We start from the raw sequence: 25,711 nt of genomic DNA on the forward strand, positions 1-25,711 counted from the left end.
GGAGCATGTCTCCTCTCACAGCCCAACCCCCAGCCAAGGACGCCGCGGCGGCGCAGGTCGAGGATACGGAGGGAACCAGGCGCCAGCATCGCTCGGCCATTAAGGCGGCGTTTATTGGCACCTTCATCGAGTGGTTCGACTATGCGGCCTATATCTATATGTCCGCGATTATCTCCCGTGTGTTCTTTCCGGAGATGGAAGGCCGCCGCGCGCTGATTATGACGTTTGCGCTCTTCGCGCTGTCGTTCCTGGTGCGGCCCTTGGGCGGCATCGTGTGGGGTCACTTTGGTGATAAATACGGGCGCATCCATACGCTGACGGTGTCTATTGTGATGATGTCGGTGGCAACCGCGTGTATCGGATTCCTGCCGGGCTATGCCACCATTGGCTTTGCCGCCTCCATCTTGCTATTGCTGTGCCGCATGGTGCAGGGCTTTTCTGCAGCCGGCGAGTATGCGGGCGCGGCCACGCACCTGGCTGAGATTGCCCCAGCCGGCAAGCGTGGCATCTATTCGGCGGTGGTGCCCTCCGCGACGGCCTCGGGCTTGCTCTTGGGCTCGCTCATTGCGGCGCTGCTGACTGGAGTCCTTGATGATGCCGCCCTGGATTCCTGGGGTTGGCGTGTGCCATTCCTGATTGCGCTGCCTTTGGGTCTATACGGCCTGTGGATTCGCCGCAACACGGAAGAGTCTTCCCACTTTGAGGACCAGGATGAGCCGGAGGAGTCCCCGCTGCGCGAGGTTCTGAAGTACCCTAAGGCCCTAGCCATTGCCTTTGCGGGCGCGGTGCTCAACGCCATTGGCTTCTACGTCATTTTGACCTACCTGCCCACTTACCTGTCGGAGGAGTTGGGCATGGCCGCGACGCCGGCGTTTATCGCGTCCTCGGTGGCGTCCGCATTCTATGTGGGCTTTGCCTTGCTCACCGGCATGCTTTCGGATCGTCTTGGTCGCCGCACGACGATGCTGTGCGCGGCCGCCTTCATGGGCGCGACCATCATTCCGGCCTTCATGCTTCTCGATGGCGCCGGGCTCCTCCTCGTCATTATCATTCAGGTCTGCTTGGGCGGCGTGCTGGCGCTTAACGACGGCGTCCTGCCCTCCTTCCTTTCCGAACAATTCCCCACCCACGTGCGCCTGTCCGGTTTCGCGTTGACGTTTAATACCGCCAACGCTGTATTTGGCGGTACCGCACCGATGATTGCCACGTGGCTTATTGACGTCACGGGCCTGCAGCTCGCCCCCGCCTTCTACTTGGTGGCCGCGGCGCTGGTGACCGGCATCGCAGTTCTCTTCGCGTCGAAGAAGAATAAGCTGCACGAGTAGTACCGTGGAGCCGTGTAAAACGCCTGCGGCCCTCGGAACCTAAAAGGAGCCGAGGGCCGCAGGCGTCTCTCTCTACAAGGTGTTCCCATGTATCGGCTTAAAGCCGCCCTCTGGAAACTGAGGGGTTCTCTCTATCTCTCTCGTATGCGCTCTCTCAAACGCATGATTTAAGTATGGGGTACGGGGCTGCTACTGCAATGGGTTGCGCCTGATAGGTCGCTGCGAGTTGCTGAAAGTTTACTGTTAGCCGCGTCTGCCCATTGCGCCTAGTAGTCGTAGCTTTCGGCGGTATTGGCATCCGCTCCAATGCGCTGCAGGTGCGTGCGCCGCTTCAAGCGGATGGCTGGGCGGGCTGCCATGCCCAGGCTGCCGAGAAGGTAGAAGACGGTGGCGACCATTGACATGCCGGCCAGTGTCAGCACTGAGCCAAGGATGAAGACCACGGAGATGGCGATGTCATTGGCGATGGAAAACGTCTCGTACTTGTTTTTAATTTTGATTTCGTTGTTCTGCCCGAGCTTAATCTTTAGGTCGGGATCCTTTTCCTGTTCTGACATGATGTCTCCCACCCTGCCAGAGAGGAAAAGGCCTTGTCGAACCATGTTTTTGTGGGATTATTGGAACATTCCCCAGATGGTGGCGAAAAGCACGATAAGACCCATGATCGCCACGAAGAAGTTGGTCTTGTTGCCCCGGAAGCGCGCCAGTGCCTCCACGCGGTAGATGACCCAGATGGGTAGCAGGTAGGTCATGAAGGCGAAGAAGACACCGCCCACGACGGAAATCATATCCAGGATGGAGGGGTTGAAAATACCCACCAGGGAGGTTGAAACAAAGATGAAGAGGTAGGTCCACAGGTCGAGCGTGCGCGTAGACATCTTCTTCGTGGCCTTCGGCGCGGCCAGGTGGAAGAGGTACTGGGTGCCCTCGATGGTGCCAAGGGCGTGGCCGAAGTAGGAGGAGGCCACCGCGCAAATAACGACAATGGGCGCCATGTAGGCCATAAACGGCGTGCCGGTTTCGTTGGCGAAGTAGGAGAGTACCGGCAGGTTCTTGTCATTAGCCTCCTGCATGCCGTCCGCGCCCATGGCCAGGGCGCAGGACCAGACGAAGAACATGGTGAAAATGGTCAGCAGGATGGCGGAGTTGCGGATGACCTTATCGGACTGCGCGTGGTGGTCCGCGCCGTATTCCTTCTCCATGCCCAGGGAGAACTGGGAGATGGCGGCAACGAAGGAGAAGGAGAAGACCAATACTGGAAGGATGAGGATGATGGCCTTGAGGACGCCGCCGGCGCTGTGGTCGCCAGCTTCCAGGAAGGAGCCCAAGTCCCATTGCGGGATGAGGTAGAGCGATACCGCTGCGAGCGCCACGATGAGCGGGTAGACCACGAACTGGGCAATCTTGAGCATGATGGCGTTGCCAAAGGCGAGCGCGAGTGTCATGAGGCCCACGCACAGTGGCGCCAGGATGTAGCGGGAGATTTCCGGGCCGCCCAGTTGGTTGACGATGAAGCTATCGACCGTATTCGTAATCGATACGCCGTAGATAAGCACCACCGGGAAAATGGTGAACCAGTAGATGATTGCCAGGATGATTCCATTGCCGCGGCCGAAGAAGTGAGTGAGTACCGCGAGGACATCTTCGCCGTGTAGCGGGGAATAGCTGATGATCCAAGAAAACGCGCGGTGGGCCAGGTAGGTCATTGGGAAGATGAGCAGGGTAGCCACCAGTAGCGGGATAAAACCGAAGCTGCCGGCCGAAATCGGCAGGAAGAGGATGCCTGCACCCACGGCGGTGCCGAAGAGCGTGATGGTCCATTGGCTATTGACGGCCTTATTAGTGGTCACCTGGCCGCTGGGTGAAGTACCTGCACCGCCAGTGGTGGGTGGGCTGGCTGGTGAAGCGGGCGCATTCGCAGTCGTGTGAGACATAGAATTCATCCTCCAGTGTTTGTGAATGGGGTAACATACACAATCTATCTGAAGGTTTTGGCGAACGAAAGCAAATTTGTGATCTAAGTTAAATAAATGTTAAAGACCGCCGCACCGAGGGTGGTGCAGCGGTCTTTGGGAATCTTGTTAAGGTGCCGCAGCTAGTCCGCTATCAGGTTTTCTTCCTTCAAGAAGTCCAGCGCCACGGTGGTGTAGTCCTCGCCATCGACGTCGACGCGGGCGTTGAGTTCCTGCATCTTTTCGTCGGTAAGCAACTGCGAAAGGGGAGCGAAGAGCTCTGCAATTTCTGGGTGCTCGTCCAGGGTCTCGGTGGGAGCATCTGGAGCGGAGTGATGACGTGTATGGGGAGGGGGAACATGAAGGAAGGCCGCTGCACCGTTTGATGGTGCAGCGGCCTTTTGAAGTGACTGGCTAGGAAACTGTGTCCCTAGGACAGAAGTGGGGAGTTCTTAGAACAGGCCCTCAGCCTTCTTGCCGGTGTCCTTCATGGTGTGCTCGCGGGAGTCAACGTTCTGGTCGTTGTGCTTGGAGTCATCACCCTTGATGCGGGAGGTCTGGGTTACCTCGATGTTGTTGATGATGCGGCCTTCCTTGGTGTTGCCATCGCCGAAGTCCAGGTTTGCGATGCGAGCCTCTTCGCCAGCGTTAATCGGGTTAGCCAGGGTTACCTCGAAGGAGCGGGTGGAGGTCTTCTCGTTGAAGCCCAGGTCACGGATGTGAGCGCCGTTGGAGGAACGCGGGGTGATGAGGCGGTCAACGCCCTTCGGGCCCTTAGCGGTCTTCACGTCAACGCGGAACTGGGTAGCTGGGAACTCGCCGTAGTAGCGCTCGGAGCCAACGTTCTTAGCGCGCAGAGCAACGGTGCCTGCGAAGCCAGCGTGCTTAGCGCCGGAAACGGTCAGGTAAGGCTCGAGGTCGAGCTTGTGCTTGGAGTCCTTCTTGTCCTCCTTGGCATCAACCTCTTCCTGCTTCTTCTTGTCAGCAGCCTCTTCGTTCTTGCCCTCTGCCTCGGAGACCTTCTCGGTTGCTTCCTTGGCGTTGCCCTCGGAGTCCTTGATTACCTCTGCATCAGCCTCGAGGTTCTTGTCCTCTTCAACAACCTTCGGGTCGTTGACGTCGGTGGTGTTCTGAGCGTCCTTGTTAGGAGCGTAGGAGTCAGACAGCTTGTCGTACAGCTTGACGCGAACTTCGTTCTTTACCGGCTGCATTGCGTTCCATGCGGTCGGGGTGGACCAGGTGCCGTTCGGCTTGCAGTACTGCTGGGTACCGGTCATGTTCAGCACGCGGAAGCCGTAGGTAGCTTCACCGGTGTGGTTTGGCGGAACATCGTATGGTCCGATGGACTGGCCAGCATCCCAGGACAGGGAGTAGGAAGCGCTAGCGCCAATCTTGGTAGCGATCTCGTGGGAGATACCGAAGGAGCCCTCACCCTTCTTGCCGGAGCCCTTGCCGCCCAAGTTCATGGACGTGGTCTCGGTGCGGTCACCGTTGACGGAAAGGGAGATGGACTGAGACTTGGACAGATCCTGCTGCAGCGGGATGTCCTTCTTGGTCTGGTTGGTGGTGGAGATGGTGCCGGCCGGCAGGAAGCGATCGGAAACCTTGTAGACCACGGTGCGGTGGTCCTCCCACGGGTTACAAACCGGGCGAGGGTTCAAGATGTTCGCCTTCATGTGGTCGGAACCGTGGGTGGTGTGGATGATTGGCAGATCCGGGTTCAGGGCCGGGGTCTCCGGGTAGGACTCGGTCTGGGTAGCTGCGCCAGCCAGCGGTGCCGCGAATGCGGTGCCGGCGACGATGAGGCCGGCGGTCAGGCCGGTCATGCGACGACGAATCGACATTTAGAACTTCTCCTAGGCAGGTAGAAAATGAATGAACTTATGAATGAAATCCAGCAACTCACAATGTTGCGCTAAGAGAACGCTAAAACAGGCTCAGAATTAATTCATCTCTTAGATGTCTATATATTTACCGGAGAGGAGGGTGGGTATTGTTTATATAGACCAATCTGTTTATTGGGGTTTATTCCCACTAGGTAGCTGATGGTGCGTGAAAAAATATTGATGGATAGTTGTCTATACAATAGCGTTTCAGGGTGAATTTAGCGGCCCCCTATATGGGGGTATTTAGGCAGTTGCTGGAGGCGGTTTGGAACCCTGTTGGAAAGTTGTGGACATGTCACAATATGCGCCGTACGCTGCATTTAAGCGGGTGGAAAGGGGTTATAAAATACCTGAGCGTGAATGTTACGTGACATAAGTTATAGGCGTTTACGTGGCAGACGTCGGTGTGTTTCGCAACAGGAACCTGCTGGGGCCTTCCGCTGAGGGGCAGCGAGTAGGGCTAGAAAAGGGCGGCTTCGGCAATAAGCATGAGCGCCGCGCAGATGGCCACGATGATGACGATGCGGTTGAGGAGGTGCCTATCTATAAAACGATTGAGGTAGTTGGCGGCAATGAGACCCACGACAACAAGGGGGAAGTAGGCCGCCGCTGCGGTCACCTGAGTGCTGGTGATCTGCCCATTAAACGCCAGAATTATAAGAGAAATTAAGGTTCCAAGGACAAAGGTGCCCGCCAAGGTGCCGCGGGTGCGGTTTGGGTCGAAGCGCTTCATGATGAGCGCCATGGGCGGTCCGCCGATGGAGGTCGAGGTGCCCAGGATGCCGGAGGCTACGCCGGCGATGAGCGTGTTGGCGGTGGTAGGGCGCGGGCTCCAGCCCAAGCTGGATAGCGTCATAGCAAGGAGCACGGCGGAACCGATGAAGATGGACAGCCCATCGGGAGAGAGGCTAGCGATGGCCCACGCGCCCACCAGGGAACCGGGAATGCGGGCGAGGGAGGAAATGCCCACAACGCGCCACGACGTCTCGCGGAATGTGCGCGCGAGCGTATAGCTGGAAATGCACAGTGCCAGCAGCAGAATGAGCGTGGGCACGAGCTCAGGTCGAATGAGCGCGATAATGGGCGTGGCAATGGTGCCTAAGCCAAAGCCGATGGTGCCCTGAGTAATGGTGCCGGCGAGGATGAGGACGCCGATGAAGATAGAGGACCATGCGTCCACAGAGATTCCCAGAAACATAACGAGGGCTAAGTGTAACCGGGATCAGGCTGCATTCTGAAACTATGAGAGGCGGGCGGTGGCCTTCTCATTGGCGGCGATTTCCTCTAAGCGCTCGGCCGGGCACATGCCGGCAACGATGACCGCGGAACCGCCAGCGGCTAGGGGCTCGAGCACGGCGCGGGAGAAAGACTCATTATCGGACCAACCGGTAGAAAGCAGGCGCTCGGCGGATGCGGGGGCATCGACAAGCTGGGGCAGCGGTTGGGTTTCGCCGAAGTACTGATCACCGTAGAAGCGCACGGTGGGGCCAAAATCGATGGCGCCGGTGGGCAGTTCCCCGCCGGACTCTACGACGCCGCGGCCAAAGGGGTCCTCGCTAATGAGCACAATGTCAGCCTGCGGCTGGCGCTCGTGGGCGGCCGAGTAGCGGGAAGGGGAGGTGAAGACGACGTCGGCAAGCGCGGCAGACTCGCCAAAGTTATAGGAAGGGCCAGAGGCGAGCGCGCCCAAGGCCACAACGGCCGCCTGCCACGAGGAAGGAAGATCGATGGCGATGGTGGAATCCGCCTCTAGGTCGAGCTCTTCTTCCAGCATATTGGCGATCTTGGCCACCCAATTGTCGAGCGTTTGCGCGGAAAAATCCATGCGCGCGCCGGTGGCCTCGTTATATACGGTAAGCCGCGGGGAGGCGGCGTCGGCACGCAAAAGATGGGCGAGTAGTTCCATACCCGCCCATCGTAGGGGAGAAGTGCTAGTTCACGCAGCGCGGGCCGTCGCCGCCGGCGTCAATCTCCGGGGAAACCTTGGCGGTACCGAAGTCATTGCCCGGGGTGCCAACCGGCTGGCTGGACTTATCTTCCTCCGGCTGCTGGGCGCTGGCCTCTTCATCGGAAGGTCCCTGGTAGTCATCGGTAGCAACCACGATGAGGGTGTCATCATCGAGCTGCGGATTCTCTGCCACCGGCAGCCCACCCAGCTTCTTGGCCAGGGCCTTAGCTTCCTTGCTCGATGGATCGGCGGCGACGACCTGCGACTCGCTGTAGATGCCCGGCTGCGCATTGGCGGAGCGCTCCACCGTGTAGCCCTTGCCCTCCAGCCAGGAGCCGATGCCGGAGGCCAAACCATCAATATTGCCGGCGTTGAGGACGTGAATATTGATATTCGGATCGACGTCCTTGTCCTTCTCCGCCTTGTCCTGCTTGTCCTTATCCTCGGCCTTGGACTCATCGGTGGCCTCATCGTGGGTCTTGGCCAGGTCATCCATGAAGCGGTGGACCTCGGCGGCATCGATGGTGACGATGGACTCGCCATAATCGCCCTGGCCGTCGATGGAGGTTACCGGGATAGTAGTGAAGGTGACATTGCCGCCGGCCAGACCGGCTAGCTGGGTGACAAAGCCCATGATGTCCCAGCCCTCATCGATGACTACGGAGCGCTCTACCGCCTTGGCAATCTTAGACAGCTTGGACGGATTAGCCAGGGTGTCATTGTCCAGGATCTTATTGACCAGGGACGCCATGTAGGCCTGCTGGCGCACGATGCGGTCGAGGTCGCCGCGCGGGAGGTTATAGCGCTGGCGCACGAAAGCCAGGGCCTTGGCGCCGTCGAGGGTCTGCTTGCCCTTGCTGAACTTAGCGCCAGACATGTCATCATCAACATCATCGTTGAGGCAGACATCTACGCCATCGACGGCGTCAGTCAGCAGGGTAAAGCCCAACAGGCCCACCTCCGCGTAATGATCGATGGACACACCAGTCAAGGTGCGCACCATGGCCAGCAATCCTTCGCGGCCGGCTTCGACGCCCTGCTTTTCGATGTCCTTATCCGAGTGCGGCTTCTTTTTACCCTTAGCCTCCGCCTCGGCATTTTCCTGCTCGAGCTCTTCCACCTTGGCGTTCTTATGGGAGGCGAAGACAGCATTCATCTTCATATTGCCGTAGTCCGGATCCTTGACATAGGTATCGCGCGGAATGGATACGGCGGTAGCGCGGGAACCGTCCTCCGGAACGCGGATGAGCATCATGGTGTCGGTATTTTCCTCACCATCGGCCACGCCGGCGTGCAGGTCCGCCAATTCCTTCTCAGAGAGGGGATCGCCTTTGGCGTCGGTACGCGAATCCTTGCCCACCAGCAAGATATCCACTGCGCCATCGAGCGAGTTACCCGACAAGCCCTGGCCGTCCAGGGACAAGTCCGTGGCCGAAGACATGCCATTATCCAGCCGGCCCACGGTGGCATAACCCACGCCAGATACCACCAGGATCAAGGCAGACAGGAGTGCCACGACCGCCTTGATGGCCGTGGAACCTTTTTGCTTTACCGCACTAGCGGCAGAGGGCGCCGGCTGGATGGTGCGCGCCCGGCGAGTGTTCTCAGAAGTCACAAGTGGAGGCTTTCTAGATTGGTGGGGATCTGGAGACAGTTTAGGGCAGAACGGGCAAAAATTAGTGATCCGTGTCCGATTTCGCGTGTTCGGGTAGTGTCCCTGCCCCGTGCGAGGAGCGCCAGTGACTAAGCTCGGGGCCATTGTGACTACACCAAATCAATCCCCGCTGGCCGTGATCACCGTGACCTATAGTCCCGGCGAGTACCTCGGTAGTTTTTTGGACTCCCTGCAGGGCGCCTGCGCTCGCGGCACCAAGGTCGTGCTTGCGGATAATGGCTCCACCGACGGCGTGCCCGAGGCCGCTGCCCGCGAGCGCGCTGAGGTGGACTTTCTCGATACCGGCGGAAATATCGGCTACGGCGCTGGCATGAATGCGGGTGCCCGCTTCGCCCGCGAGCGCGGTGGCGTGGATGAGGAATTTTTCCTTATCTCTAATCCCGATGTCACCTTTACCCCGGGATCTATTGACCGGCTCATCGAGTGCGCTCGCCAGTGGCCGGATGCTGCGGCCGTGGGCCCGCGCATCGTGGAACCGGATGGCAGCAATTATCCCTCGGCCCGCGCCGTGCCCACCGTGGCGACCGGCATTGGGCACGCACTCTTTTCTTCGATCTGGCCCTCCAATCCATGGTCGCGCGCTTACCGCGATGAAGCCGATATGACCGCCCAGCGCCCGGCCGGATGGTTATCCGGTTCCTGCCTTCTTGTGCGCTGGGAGGCCTTCGAAACCATCGGCGGGTTTGATGAGCGCTATTTCATGTACCTCGAAGACGTGGATCTAGGAGATCGCTTCACGCGCGCCGGCTACCAGAACATCTTCTGCCCGGAGGCCGTCATCAGCCACGCTAAGGGGCATTCCACCCAAGCGCACGCCGGCGCGATGCTGCGCGCCCACCACAACTCCGCCTATCGCTTTCAGGCAGACCGCCACCCCGCATGGTGGCAGGCCCCGCTGCGCGGCGCGTTGTGGCTGGGGCTGCGAGTCCGCGGGCTGATTGCCTCAGCCTCGGCACGTTCTTAAGGCCCGGTGCGCGTGCCGTTGACCTGGATTGCGCGCCATACGCTCTACACTGTCCCTCAGAAAATCACAGAATAAAACTGTCCGCATACATAAGGAAGACTATGACTGAAGCAGCCACCACCCACGGTGCCAGCACGGATGCAGTGATTCTCGTCGGCGGCCGCGGCACCCGCCTGCGCCCACTAACCATTGGCACGCCGAAGCCGATGCTGCCGACGGCAAACTACCCGTTCCTGCAGCACCTGCTCGCCCGCATCAAGGCCGCCGGCATCGAGCACGTCGTCATGTCTACCTCCTATAAGGCCGAGGTCTTTGAGGAGTACTTCGGTGATGGCTCCGAGCTGGGCCTGGAGATCGAGTACGTGGTGGAAGAGACTGCGCTGGGCACCGGCGGCGGCATCCGCAACGTCTACGACAAGCTGCGCAATGACACGGTCATGGTCTTCAATGGCGACGTGCTCTCCGGCATGGATCTGGAAGGCATCCTCACCACACACCATGACAAGGACGCCGATGTCACCATGCACCTGCTCAACGTGGCTGACCCGCGTGCGTTTGGTTGCGTGCCCACCGACTCCAACGGCCGAGTAACCGCGTTCCTAGAAAAGACCGAGGATCCGCCAACCAACCAGATCAACGCCGGTTGCTATGTATTCAAGCGTTCCGTCATCGAGTCCATCCCGGCCAACCGCGTTGTTTCCGTAGAACGCGAAACCTTCCCAGGGCTCCTGGAGGAAGGCCGCCTGGTTGTAGGCCACGTAGACAATTCCTACTGGCGCGATATGGGCCGCCCGGATGACTTCACCCGTGGTTCCTCCGACTTGGTACGCGGCATCGCGCCGTCCCCGCTGATTGAAGGCAAGACTGGTGAATCCCTGGTGGATCCCTCTGCCGGCATCGCCGGTGGCGTGCTGCTGCTGTCCGGTACCGCCGTGGGCCGTGGCTCCGAGGTAGGCGCAGGTTCCCGCCTGGAGGGCACCGTTGTCTTCGACGGCGTGCGCATTGAGCCAGGCGCCATCATCCACAACTCGATCATTGCCTCCGGCGCCCACATTGGCGCCAACGCGGTCATTGAGAACTGCGTCATTGGTGAAGGCGCCCACATTGGCGCACGCTGCGAGCTTCTCGACGGCATGCGTGTCTTCCCCGGCGTTTCCATCCCCGATGCCGGCGTGCGTTTTAGCTCCGATGCTTAACGCTTGCGCCGTGGTCTGGGCACTGCACTAGGTCCAGCTGACATAGGCCGAACTGAGGAAATTAGAGCCTCGGTTCGGCCTTTCTTTTATGGGGCCACCGTGCCCACCTGCCCGCACCGGCCGGCATGGTGCGGAATTAGTGCGAGCGTGGAGGGCGTGGATCCCTTCTTTGCGGCGTTGTGCGCGCGACACGCCGGAATTTCCTGAAAATTGTTGACAGAAAAACGGGACACCACTACATGTAGTACCCCCTACCTACACCCCCATAGGGGATCAGTTGTTACAGATGTGACAGATGGGGATCGTGTGCTGCGTTTTTGCCGGAAAGCGCGAAGAAGCCGCCAATTCGGGTTGACGATATTTAGTGATCCGGTGTGAAATTACATCAGTGAAAGAAACAGCGGCCGGCGCCGTTACTCCCACACCATCCCGGCGGGGTTACCCAAGGGGAATGTGGTGTACAGTCGGTCGCACTGATGAGAATTACCCAACCTCGGAGAAAGGAAAAGGCGTGGACAAAATGGCTAATAACAACGCCATTCTCCGTGGCGGTGCTGCTGCAGAGATGTCGCTCGATGAACTCTTCGGTGCCGTCGAGCAGGAGTGGCAGGACCAGGCGCTGTGCGCGCAGACCGACCCTGAAGCATTCTTCCCTGAAAAGGGAGGCTCTACCCGTGAGGCCAAGCGCATCTGCCAGGCCTGTGCGGTACGCGATGAATGCTTGGAGTACGCGCTGGAGCACGATGAGCGCTTCGGTATTTGGGGCGGGCTATCGGACCGTGAGCGCCGCCGCCTCAAGCGCGAGATTGGATAATTAAGGTGTCCAGTAAGGCCCCTGGCTAACACGCAATGTGCGGCCAGGGGCTTTTCTGCTGCCGCGAAACTTACCGTGGGGGCTACCAGCTATAGCGCGGGTCCACTTCTTCTGGATCCAAGTTGAGGTAGTTGGCCACCAGCGCGGTAATAACGGTGCCTAGGAGCTCGGAGCGCTCGGACGGGGTAGAAGCACGTTGCTCAATGGGCATGCGGAAGATGACCAAGCGTGCGCGGGTGGGCTGGCCCTCGGAATCTACGCCGGCAGGAACCACGCGGCCGAGGGGAACTGGGCCATCGGCGATAATCTCATCCGGTAGCACGGTCATATCGGGCGAAAGTCGCATGCGCGGGATGGTGTCTACGGCCAAGTCGAGGCCCCGCAATTGTGGCGCGAAGGCGTTTTGGATGGGGGCATAGGCCTCTAGCACGGCCATGTCGAAGTGCTCGCGCGCGCTGCGGTAGCGCGGGGTCTGCTGGGGGAGGAGAGGTCCGCGCATGCCGTGGCCGTGGCGGTCGCGGGCGGGGCGGATATGCGGGCGAGCGGCGGTCATGACCCTGATTCTAAGGCGCTGGTGGGCTGCATTTAGCGGAGCCACGCCGGGGCGAGGACTATCTAAATCTCAACCAAGGGTTTAGACTTATGCGCTGTGACTATTTCTCGCCATTGCTCCCGCCCAGGCTGCGGCCGCCCCGCCGTGGCGACATTGACCTACGCTTACGCGGACCAGACGGCCGTCGTCGGACCGCTGGCGGAAGAGGAGAACCCACACAGCTGGGATCTGTGTGCCACCCACCGTGACCGCATCTCCGCCCCAGTGGGCTGGGAACTGGTGCGCGTGGACCGCATTGAGCTGGACGAAGAAGATGACCTGATGGCCTTGGCGGAGGCGGTCAAGGAAGACGGCCGCGTGACCACTGGCTTGGTCGATGACCGCAGCGCCGGCTCCGGTGCCGACCCAATCGACTACTCCGCCACCTTTGATGGGGCGGACCCTGCCAATTCGAATCACCCGGTCTTTCGCACCCGTCGCGTGGCTTATGCCAAAAAGGCGCGCCGCGCCCACCTTTCGGTCGTGCCCGATGAATCGGCGCCCGCGGAGCCGGAACAGGACTGACACGAACCCCGTGGTGCGGTAGTTTCCCAGCGGGCGGGGGTACTATTGCAGGTTATGCGAACTCGTGAGCATCTTGATGCAGTAATTAAGGCCTATGACGTCCGTGGCGTGGTGGGCGAAGATATCGATGAGAACTTCGTGCGCGATACGGGCGCCGCGTTTGCCGCCATCCTGCGGGAAGAAGGCGAAAATACCGTGGCTGTCGGCCACGATATGCGCCCGTCCTCGCCGTCTCTGGCGCGCGCTTTTGCTGAGGGTGTGACCTCGCAGGGCCTCAACGTGACCCTGCTGGGGCTAACCTCTACCGACGAGCTCTACTACGCCGCCGGTTCCCTGGAGTGTGCGGGCGCTATGTTTACCGCCTCCCATAACCCAGCCAAGTACAACGGCATTAAACTCTGCCGCGCCGGCGCGGTACCGGTGGGCCAGGAGACCGGCTTGGAGCAGATTAAGCAGATGCTTATCGACGGCACCCCGGAGTTCACCGGCACCGAGGGCGCAATTGCCGAGCAGGAGATTCTGGCCGGCTACGCCGACTTCCTGCGCAAGCTGGTACCGCTGGAGGATTCCAAGCCGCTCGTCGTGGCTGTCGATGCCGCCAACGGCATGGGTGGCCACACCGTGCCGGCCGTCTTCAATGGCTTGCCTTTCGACGTCCGCGATTTGTACTTCGAGCTCGATGGCACTTTCCCGAACCACGAGGCGAACCCCTTGGATCCAAAGAACCTGGTGGATCTGCAGAAGTTCACCGTGGATCAGAAGGCTGATATTGGTTTGGCCTTCGATGGCGATGCGGACCGCTGCTTCGTGGTGGATGAAAAGGGCCAGCCGGTTTCTCCGTCTGCCATCTGTGCGCTGGTGGCTGAGCGCTACCTGGAGAAGTTCCCCGGCGCTACCATCATTCACAACCTGATTACCTCCAAGACCGTGCCGGAGCTCATTAAGGAAAAGGGCGGCACCCCGGTGCGCACCCGCGTGGGCCACTCCTTCATCAAGGCCCAGATGGCCGAGCACCAGGCCGCCTTCGGTGGCGAGCACTCCGCGCACTACTACTTCCAGGAATTCTGGAACGCCGATTCCGGCATGCTTGCTGCGATGCACGTGCTGGCCGCTCTGGGCCAGTCCGATAAGCCGCTGAGCGAGCTCATGGCGGAATACTCCCGCTACGAGGCCTCCGGTGAGATCAACTCCACCGTGGAGGACCAGAAGGCCGCTACCCAAGCGGTGCTGGATGAGCTGACGGATAAGATTGAGTCCGTCGATGAGCTCGATGGCGTGACCGTAGAGCTCAAGGGAACCGAGGCATGGTTCAACGTGCGCGCGTCCAATACGGAGCCGCTGCTGCGCCTCAACGTAGAGGCAAAGACCGCCGACGAGGTGCAGTCCATCGTCGACGAGGTCCTTGCCATCATTCGCCGCTAAACCTCGGCGCGCGAGTGGGAGACCATGTCCTCCCACTCCACAAACTTCTTACGCTCGCGGCCCTCGCGCTCGCCTAGGGCGCGCTCGGCCGCGTCCAAGCGCTGCCAATCCTGCCACGTCAGGTAGTCGATACCGCGCTCGGCAAAGACCTCGGTGATGTCCGCGGCGCTGGAGGGGGAGGGGAGGGCGCCAGAGGCGGCGTCGGCAAGCAGCATGCCAATCGTCTCCGTGGCATCGGACTTGGTATTGCCAATCAGGCCCACCGGGCCGCGCTTAATCCACCCGGTGGTGTAGAGGCCCGGCACCACCGCGCCGGCCGCATCGATGACATGGCCGCCATCGTTATTGATGACGTTTTTGTCCTGGTTAAAGGGCACGCCATCGACCGCATCGGAGCGGTAACCGGTGGCGAAGTAGACCGCCTGCACGGGCCATTCGGTGAATTTGCCAGTGCCGTGCACGCTGCCATCGCCGTTAAGGGCGGTGCGCTCGGTCTTGATGCCGCTGACCTTGCCGTCCTCGCCCAAAATCTCTACCGGCTGCTCAAAGAGGTGGATCTGCAGGGTGTGTGGCGCCTCCTTAGGATCGCGGATGGCATACTGCTCGAGCACTTGGCACACCAAGTCGGTGGACTTGCTCTCCTGGCGCGCGGCTAGCGAGGCCTCGTCATAGTCGATGTCCTCGGGGGAGACCACAACATCAATGGACTCGGAATGGTCCAGTTCCTTGAGTTCCTGCGGGGTGAACTTGGCCTGCGCCGGGCCGCGGCGGCCGAAAACGCGCACCGTCTCTGCCTGGTTCTTGGCCAGGGACTCGTAGACATTATCGGGGATCTCGGTGACCTTGAGCTCATCGCCGGTCTTGGCCAAGATACGGGAGACGTCCAGGCCCACATTGCCCACGCCAATGACCGCCACCTCCTTGGCGGACAGGTCCCAGTCGCGCTCGAAGCGCGGGTTGCCATCGTAGAAGCCCACGAACTCTCCGGCGCCATGCACGCCGTCCAAGTCTGCGCCAGGGATTTCGCGGTGGCGGTCGCCCACGGCGCCGGTGGCAAAGACCACGGCATCGTAGTGCTGCTGCAGCTCGTCGACGGTGATGTCACGGCCGATGTGCACGTTGGTCAACAGGCGAATCTGCTCGGTATCGAGCACGCGGTGCAGAGACTTGATGATGCCCTTAATGCGCGGATGGTCCGGCGCCACGCCGTAGCGGATGAGGCCGAAGGGCGCGGGCATCTGCTCGATGAGGTCAATCTGTACCTCGCCGCCGGTCTTTTTCACCAGGATATCGGAGGCGTAAATGCCGGCCGGGCCAGCACCGATGACGGCTACCTTCAAGGGCTGATTCATGCTGAGTGAATGCCTTTCTCTCTATCGCGGGGTCTAGACCGCTAGGTTCATTTTTTGTGGCTTATCTTTCTGGCAATTGAACCGTTTAGTCTAGGTTGCGGCAAGGCGTTGAATTAGATTCTAAAAATAGTCTTTCTTTCATGCAGTTCAGGGCGATTTTTTACTTGAAAATAAAAAAGACCGCTTTGTCTGCTCATTTTAGACGGGTACGTTGTCTTTCAATACTTTGGAAAGGCAGGTTGAGATCTACACCATGACCACCGCGACTAATACCAAGCGCACGTCCCGCGCCAAAAAGCCCGAAGGCCAATGGAAGATTGACGGCACCGAGCCCCTCAATAACGATGAGGTAATTAAGCAGGAAGACGGCGGGCTTTCTGCCAAGCAGCGCGTCATCGATATCTACTCCAAGCAGGGATTTTCCTCTATCCCAGCCGATGACCTAGCCCCTCGCTTCAAGTGGCTGGGCCTTTATACTCAGCGCAACCAGAACTTGGGCGGCGAGATGACCTCCAAGCTGTCCAACGCCGAGCTGCAAGACGAGTACTTCATGATGCGCGTGCGCTTCGACGGCGGCCGTGCCGATCCTGCCAAGCTGCGCGCCGTCGGTGAGATCTCGCGCGATTATGCCCGCTCCACGGCGGACTTTACGGACCGCCAGAATATCCAGCTGCACTGGATTCAAATCGAGGATGTGCCCACCATTTGGGACAAGCTCGAGTCAGTGGGGCTGAGCACGCTGATGGGCTGCGGCGATGTGCCGCGCGTTATCTTGGGCTCTCCGGTTGCAGGTGTGGCCGAGGACGAGATTATCGATGCCACCCCAGCCATCGAAGAGATTAAGAATAATTACCTGCCGCGCGAAGAATTCCATAACCTGCCGCGCAAATTCAAGACCGCTATCTCCGGCAACTCCCGCCAGGACGTCACACACGAGATTCAAGACGTTGCTTTCGTGGGCGTGAACCACCCCGAGTACGGCCCGGGATTCGACTGCTTCGTCGGCGGCGGCCTGTCCACCAACCCGATGCTCTCGCAGTCCCTCGGCGCCTGGGTTCCCCTAGAGCGCGTGCCGGAGGTCTGGGCCGGGGTGGTCGGCATCTTCCGTGACTACGGCTTCCGCCGCAATCGCAATCGTGCCCGCCTGAAGTTCTTGGTAGCCAAGTGGGGCATCGAAAAGTTCCGCCAAGTGCTGGAGGAAGAATACCTAGACAAGCCGCTGCTGGATGGCATTCCGCTAGAGGTAGAGCCTGGCTCTCGCGATCACTTGGGCGTGCACCGCCAGAAAGACGGTAAGTTCTACGTTGGCGTAAAGCCCACCGTGGGACATGCCACCGGCGAGCAGCTCATCGCCATTGCGGACGTGGCCGAAAAGTTCGGCATCAGCCGCATCCGCACCACTCCGATGAAGGAATTGCTCTTCCTCGACGTAGAGGAAGAAGACATTCCGGCGCTCTCCCGCGCGCTCGATGAGACCGGCCTGTACTCCCAGCCGTCCGAATTCCGCCGCGGCGTTATCTCCTGCACCGGCCTGGAGTTCTGCAAGCTCGCGCACGTGACCACCAAGGCCCGCGCCATCGAGTTGGTAGACATCCTGGAAGACACCTTGGGCGATCTGGACGTGCCGATTTCCATCGCGCTCAACGGCTGCCCCAACGCCTGTGCGCGTTCGCAGGTATCGGACATCGGCCTGAAGGGCCAGATTGTTACCGATTCCGAGGGTAACCGCGTCGAAGGCTTCCAGGTCCACCTGGGCGGCGCCCTTGGCCTGTCGCCGGACTGGGGCCGCAAGCTGCGCGGCCACAAGGTCGTCGCCGATGAGGTGCCCGAGTACGTCATTCGCTTGGTCAATAAATACAAAGAGCAGCGCGAAGAAGGCGAGCAATTCCGCCACTGGGTCTTGCGTGCCAAGGAGGAGGACTTGCAGTGAATTTTCGCCGCCAGCCCAACCCCAACCGCAACCATCCCAGCTTCTGCCCGTATTGCGCCGGCACCGACCTCTTCCCAGATGATGAAGATGATTTTGCCTGGAAGTGCCAGGAATGCCTGCGGATTTTCTCCGTGCGCTTCCACGGCCAAGACGATGCCCCGGTAGCCCCCGCTCCGGCCGTGTCCTCCAACGAGGCATTGAAGCGCTCGCTTGCCCGCCGCGGACACTCCACGGCACCGCAGGCTTAAGGATGCGCCCCATGCCCGCACTTATTACGCTGTCCCACGGTTCGCGGCATCCGGGCGCCGCGGCCGGCATTGAGCGTTTGACCCAGGCCGCGGGTCTGCGACCAGCCCGCGCGGCGCACCTGGAATTCAACGAGCCCGACCTCACCACGGCGGCGCTCGAGCTCGCCCAGCTAGGGGAGGCCGAGGCTGTTGTGGTTCCTCTGCTTTTTACCCAGGGCTACCACCAGCGCGTGGATGTCCCACGCGCGCTTGCCGACGCCGCCCAAGCCTCCCACCTTTCCCTCCACCTCGCTCCAGGGCTCGGCACCGGCGAGGACCTCGCCCGCGTGCTCGCCTCCCGTACCCGGCCTGGCGATGCCCATGTGGTCATCTACTCCGTCGGTTCCTCCGATCCGGCGGCCAATGATTCCATCCGTGAGCTCGCCCACCGCACCTTCGCGCTCACCGGCGTGCCCACGACGGTGGAATTCGCCACCCGCGGTGGTCGCGAAGGGATCGTGTCCCTGTGCCGCGAGCATCAAAACCCCTCTCGCGTACGCGTGATCCCGCTCTTCGTGACCGAGGGCCTGCTCCTAGACCGGCTGTCAGGCGTTCCCGCCACCGTCGACCGCCCTCTCGGCACTGATCTCGCGGGCCTCGTCGCAGATCGCTTTCACCACGCCCGCCGCGCCGCACAGGAGGTGTTCGCGCCATGCTAACTCTCATCCTCATCGCGCTCGCCGGTGCGGCCGCCAACCTCGTGGACGGCGGAATCGGCATGGGCTTTGGCGTCACGTCCACCACGATGCTGCTTCTTGCAGGCCTTGGCCCCGCGCAGGCCTCGGCCGTCGTGCATACCGCTGAGCTTGGTACCACGGCCATCTCCGGATTGAGCCACGCGCGCTTCGGCAACGTGGATTGGAAAACCGTGGTCCGACTCGGCGTACCGGGCGGGATCGCCGCCTTTTTGGGCGCCACGCTGCTGTCGAATATCTCCACCGCGGCGGCCGCGCCGGTGACCGCACTCATCTTGGTCGGCATCGGCGCCAACCTCATTTGGCGCTTCTCCCAACCGCGTCGCCGTGGCTCCGCCTATAAGCGCACCCACTCCACGCCGTTTCTGGCCGGACTGGGTCTTGTGGGCGGATTCGTCGATTCCACCGGTGGTGGCGGCTGGGGCCCGGTGTCGACTTCCACGCTCATGGCCATCGGCCGCGAGCAGCCGCGCCGCATCGTCGGCACGGTCAACGCCGCTGAGTTCCTAGTGACCTTCGGCGCTACCGCAGGCTTTGTCGTCGGGCTTTGGCACGATATCGTCGCCAACTTGGCCGCAGTCATTGCCCTGCTTATCGGTGGCGCTATCACCGCGCCCATCGCAGCGTGGCTTATCTCCCGCATCAACCCCGTGCTGCTCGGCGGACTGGTGGGCACGGCCATCGTGGGCCTGAATATCAGCAAAGTCATCGGTGGTGCCGAGACGTACTTTGGCTGGGCAGTGCCTGCAGCAGTTACCCCGGTTGTCATCGCTGTCGTGGTCGCGGCTGGCGTGGCAGCCACTATTCGTGGCGCGTTGCGCACCAGGCGTGCGCGTGCGGCGGAATTGGAAGCCGAAAACGCTGAGGAAGCCGCCCACGCGGATTTCCATGCCCCGGATTATCCGGAGCGCGTCGCTGCCGCCCACCGAGTCCATGGTTCGCACAAGTCCGGCGTGACCATCGTGCAGGATAAAGCACCCGAAAGCCCCGCCGCTGACCGCGCGTAGCCCTTCCGCCGCGACCTTTGGCCTCGTGGACCCTGAAGGCCTCGAGGGGTGCTACAGCCCGGCCACCTCGCCGATCACGTAGACCGCCGGCGCGGAGATCTCGTGCTCGGCCATCGTCTGCGCCAAGGTACCCAAGGTGCAGCGATAGGCGCGCTCGGTAGAAAGCGTGCCCTCTTGGATGATGGCGCAGGGAGTGGAGGGGGAGAGGGAGGCGTCGATTAGCGCACTAGCAATCGCCGGGGCATTTTTCACGCCCATGATGACCGCGAGCGTGGCGCCAGAGCGGGCGAGCGCTGCCCAGTCCACCAAGGACTTTTCATGGCCGGGCGGCAGGTGGCCGGAGACCACCGTGAACCCGTGGACAATGCCGCGCTGGGTTACCGGGATTCCGACGGCCGCGGGAACGGAAATGGCTGAGGTCACGCCCGGAATGACCGTGGTGGGAATAGACGCTTCCGCCAGCGCTTGCACCTCTTCAAAGCCGCGCCCAAAGACGAAGGGATCGCCCCCCTTAAGGCGGGCCACCTTGCGGCCAGCACGGGCGTGCTCGATGAGCAGCTCGTTGATCTTGTCCTGCGAGATTGACTTCTTATAGGGGAGCTTAGAGACGTCAATAAGCTCTTTGGAAGAAATATCACACAGCTTATCGAGTTGCGCCGTAGGTCCCAGGTGATCGGCAAGAATAACCTCTGCATCCTGTAGGGCACGCATGCCGCGCACGGTAATGAGGTCCCACGCGCCGGGGCCGCCGCCAATCAGGGTTACGGGATGAATCTGTGCGGAAGTCATAGGACTTCATCTTAGTGGGCGCCCGACTATGCTTGGGCCACATGGATACCGGTAATTATGATGCCGAAACCGTGCGCTTTTTTGATGTGGCGCACGAAGGCGCCCAAATCCGCCTTGTGGCCGGAGAAGTGGAGCGCTGGGGCGAGGCGCTCAGCGGGCTCAATCCCCGCTCGCTGGTCATTATCCCCACCGATGCGATTGCCCGCCAAGCCGCCCACCTGGGAGTTGGCCTGGCAGAGCCGCTGCGGATCCCGATTGTGGTGACCGAATCGCTGCCGCGTTACGTGGGGGCGCTGGACCTGGTCGTGGTCGTCGGCGAGCCCGGCGAATGTGATTGGGCGTCGCGCGCCCTCATTACTGCCAGCCAGCGCGGCGCTACCACGGTTCTCATCGGTCCGGCCAAGGGCCCGCTGGTGGAGGACTGCCCGGAGGATACGCTCGTCGCACCTTGCTTGCCGACGGCCGAGGGTAGCTCGCCCGCGCGCAGCATTGCCGCCCTGCATGCGCTGTGCTGCCTGCTCTATCAGGGCCCGACCGCGGTGAAGGAGACCCTTGAGGACCTCGCCGCGGCCGTGGACCGCGAGCTCGCGCAGCTTTCTCCCGAGCGCGATGACACCACCAATCCGGGCCGTCAATTGCGCGAGTTTATTGACGGCGCTCGCATCATCCACTCCTGCGTGCTCGACCCGTACTCCTATTCGGAGCGTCGCGAGCACGTGCAGCTCGACGCCCTCGTGGCCCGCATGGCCGCCACCATCTGGGCCGTACACGGCCTGCCGAGCGCTTATGTGGACCCAGCCGAATTGCGCCGCGCGCTCGACCGGGATTCTGATAGTTCCCCGGTCGAAGATCTCTTCTTTGACCCCTTCATTGATGGCGATGGTACCGGGGGCGCTTTGGTACCCTTGAAGGTGATTTTCTGGGGGCAGGAAGAGGCGAACCTGCCCAACTCGCTTGCAGTCCGCAGCATCGACCCGGAACCGGGCCTGGGGCATCTTGCCCGCTCACTGCAGCTTATTACGCGGAGTTTTGCCGCGACCGCCTACGAGATTTCTAAAGGATAGAAACACATGCAGCTGTTGCACAGCGCTACCCGCAACTATTCCTGGGGCTCGCGTACCCTCATCCCACACCTCAAGGGGCAGCCCGATGCCGATAAGCCCGTCGCCGAGCTGTGGTTCGGCGCCCACCCGGGCGACCCTTCCACGGTGGATGGCCGCCTGCTCAATGTGGTCATTGCAGAGGATCCGGCAGGGCAGCTAGGCAGCCGCGTTTCTGCCGAGTACGGCGAGCGCCTGCCCTTCCTGCTCAAGGTGCTTGCGGCCGAGGAGCCGCTGTCCTTGCAGGCTCACCCGTCAAAGGCGCAGGCCGAAGAGGGCTTTGCTCGCGAAAACGCCGCCGGCATCGAGCTCACCGCGTCCAATCGCAATTACAAGGACGATAACCACAAGCCCGAGCTCATCGTCGCGCTCACGGATTTCTATGCCATGGCCGGCTTCCGCCCCTTGGCGCGCACCCGCGAGCTTTTTGCCGCCCTTGAGTGCCCTGAGCTGGACCACTACGTTGCCATGCTTGACGACGACCCCTCGGCAACCACCGAGTCCGCCAACCTGCGCGTCCTATTCACCACGTGGATTACCATTCCGTCTGCCAAGCGCAAGGAGCTCATTTCCGCCATTGTTGCCGCCGGCGAGCGCCTGATCGCCGCCGACCCAGCCGATTGGAAGTCCCGCGTCATGTCTACGGTGCTGGATCTCAACCAGCGCTACCCAGGCGATATCGGCGTGCTGGGCGCACTGTTGCTCAACCACATCGAGCTCTCGCCCGGCGAGGCCGTCTACCTAGACGCAGGTCAGCTTCACGCCTATGTCTCCGGACTCGGCGTGGAGATCATGGCGAACTCCGATAACGTGTTGCGCGGTGGCCTAACGCCAAAGTTCGTGGACGTTCCAGAGCTGGTCAAGGTCTTGACGTACGCCGCTGCCGACGAGCCGCGTGTGCAACAAAAAGATAAGTCCGCCCAAGACAATGTCCACGATGCCGCCGCTTGGTCCTACCCGGTACCCATCGAGGAATTCCTGCTGGACCGAGTGGAGCTCACCGATTCGTCTTCTGTGGATCTCGATTACGATGGCCCGACCATCGCCCTGTGCACCGCAGGTTCCGTAACCTTCACCGATGCTGCGGGCAAGACCCTCACCGCGACCCCAGGCCAGGCCGTCTGGCTGCCAGCCTCCGAGGGCCTCGTAACCGCTACTGCGGAATCCGACGCCGCCGACCTCTTCGTTGCCCGCGCCTAGTCCGCGCTTCGTCTACGTCAGCACGCTTCGCCGCCGTCCTCCGGTTTTAGGCGAAGCGTGCTTTCCAGTCTTCATTGCGGCCGCGTTGTGGCCAGCTCCGCCCAATTCTTGGCGCACATTGTGGCTGCTTAGTAGCTTCCGCGTTCCAGCACATGCAAAACAAGCACGTTTCCCCGATTTCTGCCTTCAGGGCCTTCAGGATCGAGGTGACGTGCTTGTTTTGTTCGTCTACGCCGAGAACCGGCTCCGAATTAGCGCGTAGGCGCCGCTTCCCTCGGAGCCTGCTGGGCCGTGGCCGGTGCCTGCTTAGTTGGCACCAAGTCGGTAGGCTCCTGGTTCTGATCGGCGGAGGGTCGCTCTGCAGCGGCATGGCCGGTGAGCTGTTCCTGCTCCGCCTTCTCGGCCTCGGGTCGCTCCGTACCAGCTGGTTCCTGGGCCGGTGCGTCGGAAGCCTTGCCCGAGTTATCTTGCGCGGCAGGTGCCTCAGGTGAGGGCTGTGGAGTGGACGGACCAGAGGTGGCCGGCGGGGTGGTGCCGCCCCGGTTGTTCTGTGGAGCGCCAGTAGACTGCGAGCCGTTCTGGTTGCTCGGGTAATCGGGTGTCAGACGCTGATTGCCCTGGCCGGTACCTTGACCACCTTGGGTGGTGGTATTGCCCTGCGAGGCGGTGCCCTGCGGGGAGATGTTTTCTGGACGGTAGACCTTGGTGGGCTGGGTTGCTGCCTGTGGGCGCACTACCGCATTAGGGGCGAGAAACGGATCGTTGTTGTGCGGCTGCTGGTGCTTGGCATCGCCGGACGAGGCGGTAGAACTCGTGGTGCGCGAGGAGTGCTTCTTCGAGGGGGAATGGTCCGTGGAAGAAGTGGTGGTCTCCTCTGCCGCAGTGTGGGTCGGGGAGACGGAGGTGGTCGCGGACTGATCCGCGGCATTGGAATAGTTGGCGCTCGGCGAGCTCATGCGCCAGACGGCGACTCCGACGACGACCGCGGCGATCAGTCCGGCCACAATGAACACGTAGACGCGGCGCGAATCTGGCTTCATCGTGGCTGTCCTTTCTATGAGGCGGGCCGTTTAAGCCCAAATGGGGAGGGCGGTACGGCGCCCCGGTAACAAGTTGGTAACGAGGCTATCATGTTTAGGAAACATTGCGACGGCGTCGCGTTTCTGTGATAAGTAAACAAAAAGGCAGTTCACGGGCGTAGAAGGCCATGCAAACCTTTTCATTGCTTGCTTTCTTTCACCAAGAAAGCGTGTATAAATGGCGCTGAAAGCACCGAAGGAGTCAAAAAGTGAGTACTTGGGACGAAAATATTTTCAGCACGGACCTCAACATCGATTTCTTGGATGAGATGGCAAACCTCGATGAAGAAGGGGTAATCCGCGCCGTCGAGGATGCCTGCGAGGTCGCACACAGCAAGCCAAAACTCAGCGAAGAAGAGGAGCAGAATGCTCAAGCGGCGGCCACCATTGCTGCCATTTGGGCCGGTGCGCCCTTTAGCGCGGGCGAAGTCGTCGAAGACTACCCCTATATTAGGGAACTGGTGGGCTCTGGCAGCGAGACCTTGACGGAAAATGCCCTCGAGGTGCTCGAAAACGTCGAGGAAGAATATGACCTCGAGCCTTTCATCGAGGCCCTGTCCTAATCCGAACCTGCTGCCCGCGGCAGCGGCCCCGCGGGAAAATAACAGAAGGGAAGATAGCCCACACCTATGCTGATTAGCATCGAAGGCATCGACGGTGCCGGTAAAAATACGTTGGTCTCCGCACTCAAGGAGTCGTTGGACCGGCCCGTGGAGGTTATCGCCTTTCCGCGCTATGCAGACTCGATTCACGCGCAGCTAGCGCAGAAGGCGCTCTACGGAAAGATGGGCGACCTCACGGATTCGGCGTATGCCATGGCGACGCTATTCGCGTTGGATCGCTATGGCGTCAAGGACCAGCTGCAGCGCGCCAAAGAATCCGACGCCGTAGTGCTATTGGATCGTTACGTGGCCTCCAATGCGGCGTACTCGGCCGCGCGTCTCGAAGACGATGCGGTGATGGAGTGGGTGCGCGACCTGGAATTTGGCACCCTCGGCCTGCCGCAGGCGGACCTGCAGGTGTATTTGGATACTGCGGTAGAGGTGGCGTCGGAAAGAGCGCAGGCACGAGCCCAGGCAGACGCCAGCCGGGAACGCGACCGCTACGAACGCGATGGCGGGTTGCAGGAGCGCACCGCCGCGGCCTACCGGCGCCTGGCAGATGCGGGCTGGGGTGGACGCTGGATCGCTACCGCCGATGCGGATACTATTATTTCAGCGATAAAAGACCTTGTAGGAGAATAAAACGTGGCGCCCAAGATTTTGGTTGTCGATGACGATCCGGCTATCTCAGAGATGCTGACCATTGTGCTCGAGTCCGAGGGGCTCAAGCCCATTCCGGTCATGGACGGCAATGACGCTGTTCCTGCCTTTGAGCAGCACGAGCCGGACCTCATCCTGCTGGACCTCATGCTTCCGGGCATGAATGGCGTAGATATTTGCCGTGCCATCCGCCGCGAATCCTCCGTGCCCATCGTTATGCTGACCGCCAAGACCGATACGGTTGATGTGGTGCTCGGCCTTGAATCCGGCGCGGATGATTACATCACCAAGCCATTCAAGCCCAAGGAGCTCATCGCCCGCATCCGTGCGCGCCTGCGCCGGACCGATTCTGCGGAAGCTGAAATCCTGGAGGTTGCGGACCTTGTCATCGACGTGCCGGAACATACCGTGCGCCGCACCGATGGCACCGAGCTGAACCTGACCCCGCTGGAGTTTGACCTGCTGCTGGAAATGGCGCGCCGCCCCGGCCAAGTGCATACGCGTGAATCGCTGCTGGAATCCGTGTGGGGCTATCGTAATGCTTCTGATACCCGCCTGGTTAACGTGCACGTCCAGCGCCTGCGTGCCAAGATCGAGCACGATCCGGAAGACCCGCAGATTGTGCTGACCGTGCGCGGCGTGGGGTATAAGACCGGCAAGGTCGGCGCCGGAGAGTAAGGACCATCGGCATCATAGAGCGTCTAAGGCGCA

Annotated in this window: 26 protein-coding genes; 15 read left to right on the forward strand and 11 right to left on the reverse strand. The window is 61.1% G+C overall.

The annotated features are described in order from the left end of the window. The first annotated feature begins 5 nt into the window (after positions 1–5). A complete protein-coding gene (locus QP884_RS08665) occupies positions 6–1,325 on the forward strand; it encodes an MFS transporter (protein ID WP_284821728.1) in 1,320 nt (439 codons plus the stop codon). Between the two features lie 266 nt (positions 1,326–1,591). Here QP884_RS08665 and QP884_RS08670 read toward each other — a convergent pair whose 3' ends face one another. The 7 genes from QP884_RS08670 to QP884_RS08700 form a co-directional block, all read right to left on the reverse strand. Next, positions 1,592–1,882 (reverse strand): YrhK family protein, encoded by a 291-nt coding sequence (locus QP884_RS08670; RefSeq protein ID WP_234447434.1) that lies wholly within the window; start codon positions 1,880–1,882, stop codon positions 1,592–1,594. 57 nt (positions 1,883–1,939) lie between these two features. Then, positions 1,940–3,259 carry an amino acid permease gene (locus QP884_RS08675; RefSeq protein ID WP_284821729.1) on the reverse strand — a complete coding sequence of 440 codons (1,320 nt, stop codon included), beginning with the start codon at positions 3,257–3,259 and terminating at the stop codon, positions 1,940–1,942. 161 nt (positions 3,260–3,420) lie between these two features. After that, positions 3,421–3,582 carry a glycine betaine ABC transporter substrate-binding protein gene (locus QP884_RS08680; RefSeq protein ID WP_350309250.1) on the reverse strand — a complete coding sequence of 54 codons (162 nt, stop codon included), beginning with the start codon at positions 3,580–3,582 and terminating at the stop codon, positions 3,421–3,423. Positions 3,583–3,729: 147 nt separating this feature from the next. Further along, positions 3,730–5,121 (reverse strand): hypothetical protein, encoded by a 1,392-nt coding sequence (locus tag QP884_RS08685; protein ID WP_284821730.1) that lies wholly within the window; start codon positions 5,119–5,121, stop codon positions 3,730–3,732. A 502-nt stretch (positions 5,122–5,623) separates the two neighbouring features. Next, a complete protein-coding gene (locus QP884_RS08690; protein ID WP_284821731.1) occupies positions 5,624–6,361 on the reverse strand; it encodes a sulfite exporter TauE/SafE family protein in 738 nt (245 codons plus the stop codon). A gap of 42 nt (positions 6,362–6,403) precedes the next feature. Beyond that, complete coding sequence (locus QP884_RS08695) at positions 6,404–7,069, reverse strand: TIGR03089 family protein (protein ID WP_284821732.1); 666 nt, start codon at positions 7,067–7,069, stop codon at positions 6,404–6,406. 25 nt (positions 7,070–7,094) lie between these two features. Then, the gene (locus QP884_RS08700) at positions 7,095–8,726 is read right to left on the reverse strand and encodes an LCP family protein (RefSeq protein ID WP_284821733.1); all 1,632 of its coding nucleotides are present in this window, start codon (positions 8,724–8,726) and stop codon (positions 7,095–7,097) included. Positions 8,727–8,850: 124 nt separating this feature from the next. Here QP884_RS08700 and QP884_RS08705 point away from each other — a divergent pair, with 124 nt between their 5' ends. The 3 genes from QP884_RS08705 to QP884_RS08715 all read left to right on the forward strand — a co-directional run bounded on the left by QP884_RS08705 (position 8,851) and on the right by QP884_RS08715 (position 11,760). After that, entirely contained in the window at positions 8,851–9,750 is a 900-nt protein-coding gene (locus tag QP884_RS08705) for a glycosyltransferase family 2 protein (protein WP_284821734.1), read from the forward strand. A 101-nt stretch (positions 9,751–9,851) separates the two neighbouring features. After that, positions 9,852–10,946, forward strand: a complete 1,095-nt coding sequence (locus QP884_RS08710; RefSeq protein ID WP_005326610.1) for a sugar phosphate nucleotidyltransferase — start codon at positions 9,852–9,854, stop codon at positions 10,944–10,946. Between the two features lie 565 nt (positions 10,947–11,511). Continuing rightward, positions 11,512–11,760, forward strand: a complete 249-nt coding sequence (locus QP884_RS08715) for a WhiB family transcriptional regulator (RefSeq protein ID WP_005528147.1) — start codon at positions 11,512–11,514, stop codon at positions 11,758–11,760. A gap of 82 nt (positions 11,761–11,842) precedes the next feature. On the opposite strand, the gene QP884_RS08720 is transcribed toward QP884_RS08715, so the two are convergent. Further along, positions 11,843–12,313, reverse strand: coding sequence for a metallopeptidase family protein (locus QP884_RS08720; protein ID WP_005322429.1), 471 nt, complete (start codon positions 12,311–12,313; stop codon positions 11,843–11,845). A 96-nt stretch (positions 12,314–12,409) separates the two neighbouring features. Between QP884_RS08720 and QP884_RS08725 the strand changes: the two genes are divergently transcribed. Together QP884_RS08725 and QP884_RS08730 are read left to right on the forward strand one after the other, a co-directional pair. Then, positions 12,410–12,877 carry a DUF3499 domain-containing protein gene (locus QP884_RS08725; RefSeq protein WP_284821735.1) on the forward strand — a complete coding sequence of 156 codons (468 nt, stop codon included), beginning with the start codon at positions 12,410–12,412 and terminating at the stop codon, positions 12,875–12,877. Between the two features lie 54 nt (positions 12,878–12,931). Then, positions 12,932–14,299, forward strand: a complete 1,368-nt coding sequence (locus tag QP884_RS08730; protein WP_284821737.1) for a phosphomannomutase/phosphoglucomutase — start codon at positions 12,932–12,934, stop codon at positions 14,297–14,299. On the opposite strand, the gene QP884_RS08735 is transcribed toward QP884_RS08730, so the two are convergent. Next, on the reverse strand, positions 14,296–15,651 hold the full coding sequence (locus tag QP884_RS08735) for an FAD-dependent oxidoreductase (protein ID WP_284821739.1): 1,356 nt from the start codon (positions 15,649–15,651) through the stop codon (positions 14,296–14,298). The two genes, QP884_RS08730 and QP884_RS08735, sit on opposite strands and share 4 nt — an antisense overlap. Before the next feature lie 253 nt (positions 15,652–15,904). Here QP884_RS08735 and QP884_RS08740 point away from each other — a divergent pair, with 253 nt between their 5' ends. The 4 genes from QP884_RS08740 to QP884_RS08755 are packed head-to-tail and all read left to right on the forward strand — an operon-like array spanning position 15,905 to position 19,570. Next, the gene (locus tag QP884_RS08740) at positions 15,905–17,581 is read left to right on the forward strand and encodes a nitrite/sulfite reductase (protein ID WP_284821740.1); all 1,677 of its coding nucleotides are present in this window, start codon (positions 15,905–15,907) and stop codon (positions 17,579–17,581) included. After that, positions 17,578–17,829: a hypothetical protein gene (locus QP884_RS08745; RefSeq protein ID WP_284821741.1), complete on the forward strand. Its 252-nt coding sequence runs from the start codon at positions 17,578–17,580 to the stop codon at positions 17,827–17,829. Before QP884_RS08740 ends, QP884_RS08745 begins: the two co-directional genes overlap by 4 nt. Before the next feature lie 11 nt (positions 17,830–17,840). Beyond that, entirely contained in the window at positions 17,841–18,527 is a 687-nt protein-coding gene (locus tag QP884_RS08750) for a sirohydrochlorin chelatase (RefSeq protein ID WP_284821742.1), read from the forward strand. Further along, entirely contained in the window at positions 18,521–19,570 is a 1,050-nt protein-coding gene (locus QP884_RS08755) for a sulfite exporter TauE/SafE family protein (protein ID WP_284821744.1), read from the forward strand. Before QP884_RS08750 ends, QP884_RS08755 begins: the two co-directional genes overlap by 7 nt. Positions 19,571–19,621: 51 nt before the next feature. On the opposite strand, the gene cobA is transcribed toward QP884_RS08755, so the two are convergent. Then, entirely contained in the window at positions 19,622–20,359 is a 738-nt protein-coding gene (gene cobA / locus QP884_RS08760; protein ID WP_284821745.1) for a uroporphyrinogen-III C-methyltransferase, read from the reverse strand. A 41-nt stretch (positions 20,360–20,400) separates the two neighbouring features. Here cobA and QP884_RS08765 point away from each other — a divergent pair, with 41 nt between their 5' ends. Next, on the forward strand, positions 20,401–21,423 hold the full coding sequence (locus QP884_RS08765; RefSeq protein ID WP_284821746.1) for an exopolyphosphatase: 1,023 nt from the start codon (positions 20,401–20,403) through the stop codon (positions 21,421–21,423). A gap of 6 nt (positions 21,424–21,429) precedes the next feature. Next, positions 21,430–22,659 (forward strand): mannose-6-phosphate isomerase, class I, encoded by a 1,230-nt coding sequence (manA, locus tag QP884_RS08770; RefSeq protein WP_284821748.1) that lies wholly within the window; start codon positions 21,430–21,432, stop codon positions 22,657–22,659. A 251-nt stretch (positions 22,660–22,910) separates the two neighbouring features. Here manA and QP884_RS08775 read toward each other — a convergent pair whose 3' ends face one another. Next, on the reverse strand, positions 22,911–23,699 hold the full coding sequence (locus tag QP884_RS08775; protein ID WP_284821749.1) for a hypothetical protein: 789 nt from the start codon (positions 23,697–23,699) through the stop codon (positions 22,911–22,913). Between the two features lie 248 nt (positions 23,700–23,947). Between QP884_RS08775 and QP884_RS08780 the strand changes: the two genes are divergently transcribed. From QP884_RS08780 to mtrA, 3 genes are all read left to right on the forward strand, one after another. After that, positions 23,948–24,301: a DUF4259 domain-containing protein gene (locus tag QP884_RS08780; RefSeq protein WP_034667825.1), complete on the forward strand. Its 354-nt coding sequence runs from the start codon at positions 23,948–23,950 to the stop codon at positions 24,299–24,301. 66 nt (positions 24,302–24,367) lie between these two features. After that, entirely contained in the window at positions 24,368–24,982 is a 615-nt protein-coding gene (locus QP884_RS08785; protein WP_284821750.1) for a dTMP kinase, read from the forward strand. A 3-nt stretch (positions 24,983–24,985) separates the two neighbouring features. Next, the gene (mtrA, locus tag QP884_RS08790; protein WP_284766737.1) at positions 24,986–25,678 is read left to right on the forward strand and encodes an MtrAB system response regulator MtrA; all 693 of its coding nucleotides are present in this window, start codon (positions 24,986–24,988) and stop codon (positions 25,676–25,678) included. Positions 25,679–25,711 lie beyond the last annotated feature (33 nt).

This window comes from Corynebacterium tuberculostearicum (assembly GCF_030229345.1).
GTDB lineage: Bacteria > Actinomycetota > Actinomycetes > Mycobacteriales > Mycobacteriaceae > Corynebacterium > Corynebacterium tuberculostearicum_G.

Bases quoted from the DNA above. Each gene is read 5' to 3' on its own strand.
- QP884_RS08665 (WP_284821728.1), top strand. From the start codon at position 6: ATGTCTCCTCTCACAGCCCAACCCCCAGCCAAGGACGCCGCGGCGGCG.
- QP884_RS08670 (WP_234447434.1), bottom strand. From the start codon at position 1,882: ATGTCAGAACAGGAAAAGGATCCCGACCTAAAGATTAAGCTCGGGCAG.
- QP884_RS08675 (WP_284821729.1), bottom strand. From the start codon at position 3,259: ATGTCTCACACGACTGCGAATGCGCCCGCTTCACCAGCCAGCCCACCC.
- QP884_RS08685 (WP_284821730.1), bottom strand. From the start codon at position 5,121: ATGTCGATTCGTCGTCGCATGACCGGCCTGACCGCCGGCCTCATCGTC.
- QP884_RS08690 (WP_284821731.1), bottom strand. From the start codon at position 6,361: ATGTTTCTGGGAATCTCTGTGGACGCATGGTCCTCTATCTTCATCGGC.
- QP884_RS08695 (WP_284821732.1), bottom strand. From the start codon at position 7,069: ATGGAACTACTCGCCCATCTTTTGCGTGCCGACGCCGCCTCCCCGCGG.
- QP884_RS08710 (WP_005326610.1), top strand. From the start codon at position 9,852: ATGACTGAAGCAGCCACCACCCACGGTGCCAGCACGGATGCAGTGATT.
- QP884_RS08715 (WP_005528147.1), top strand. From the start codon at position 11,512: ATGTCGCTCGATGAACTCTTCGGTGCCGTCGAGCAGGAGTGGCAGGAC.
- QP884_RS08720 (WP_005322429.1), bottom strand. From the start codon at position 12,313: ATGACCGCCGCTCGCCCGCATATCCGCCCCGCCCGCGACCGCCACGGC.
- QP884_RS08730 (WP_284821737.1), top strand. From the start codon at position 12,932: ATGCGAACTCGTGAGCATCTTGATGCAGTAATTAAGGCCTATGACGTC.
- QP884_RS08735 (WP_284821739.1), bottom strand. From the start codon at position 15,651: ATGAATCAGCCCTTGAAGGTAGCCGTCATCGGTGCTGGCCCGGCCGGC.
- QP884_RS08740 (WP_284821740.1), top strand. From the start codon at position 15,905: ATGACCACCGCGACTAATACCAAGCGCACGTCCCGCGCCAAAAAGCCC.
- QP884_RS08750 (WP_284821742.1), top strand. From the start codon at position 17,841: ATGCCCGCACTTATTACGCTGTCCCACGGTTCGCGGCATCCGGGCGCC.
- QP884_RS08755 (WP_284821744.1), top strand. From the start codon at position 18,521: ATGCTAACTCTCATCCTCATCGCGCTCGCCGGTGCGGCCGCCAACCTC.
- cobA (WP_284821745.1), bottom strand. From the start codon at position 20,359: ATGACTTCCGCACAGATTCATCCCGTAACCCTGATTGGCGGCGGCCCC.
- QP884_RS08765 (WP_284821746.1), top strand. From the start codon at position 20,401: ATGGATACCGGTAATTATGATGCCGAAACCGTGCGCTTTTTTGATGTG.
- manA (WP_284821748.1), top strand. From the start codon at position 21,430: ATGCAGCTGTTGCACAGCGCTACCCGCAACTATTCCTGGGGCTCGCGT.
- QP884_RS08775 (WP_284821749.1), bottom strand. From the start codon at position 23,699: ATGAAGCCAGATTCGCGCCGCGTCTACGTGTTCATTGTGGCCGGACTG.
- QP884_RS08785 (WP_284821750.1), top strand. From the start codon at position 24,368: ATGCTGATTAGCATCGAAGGCATCGACGGTGCCGGTAAAAATACGTTG.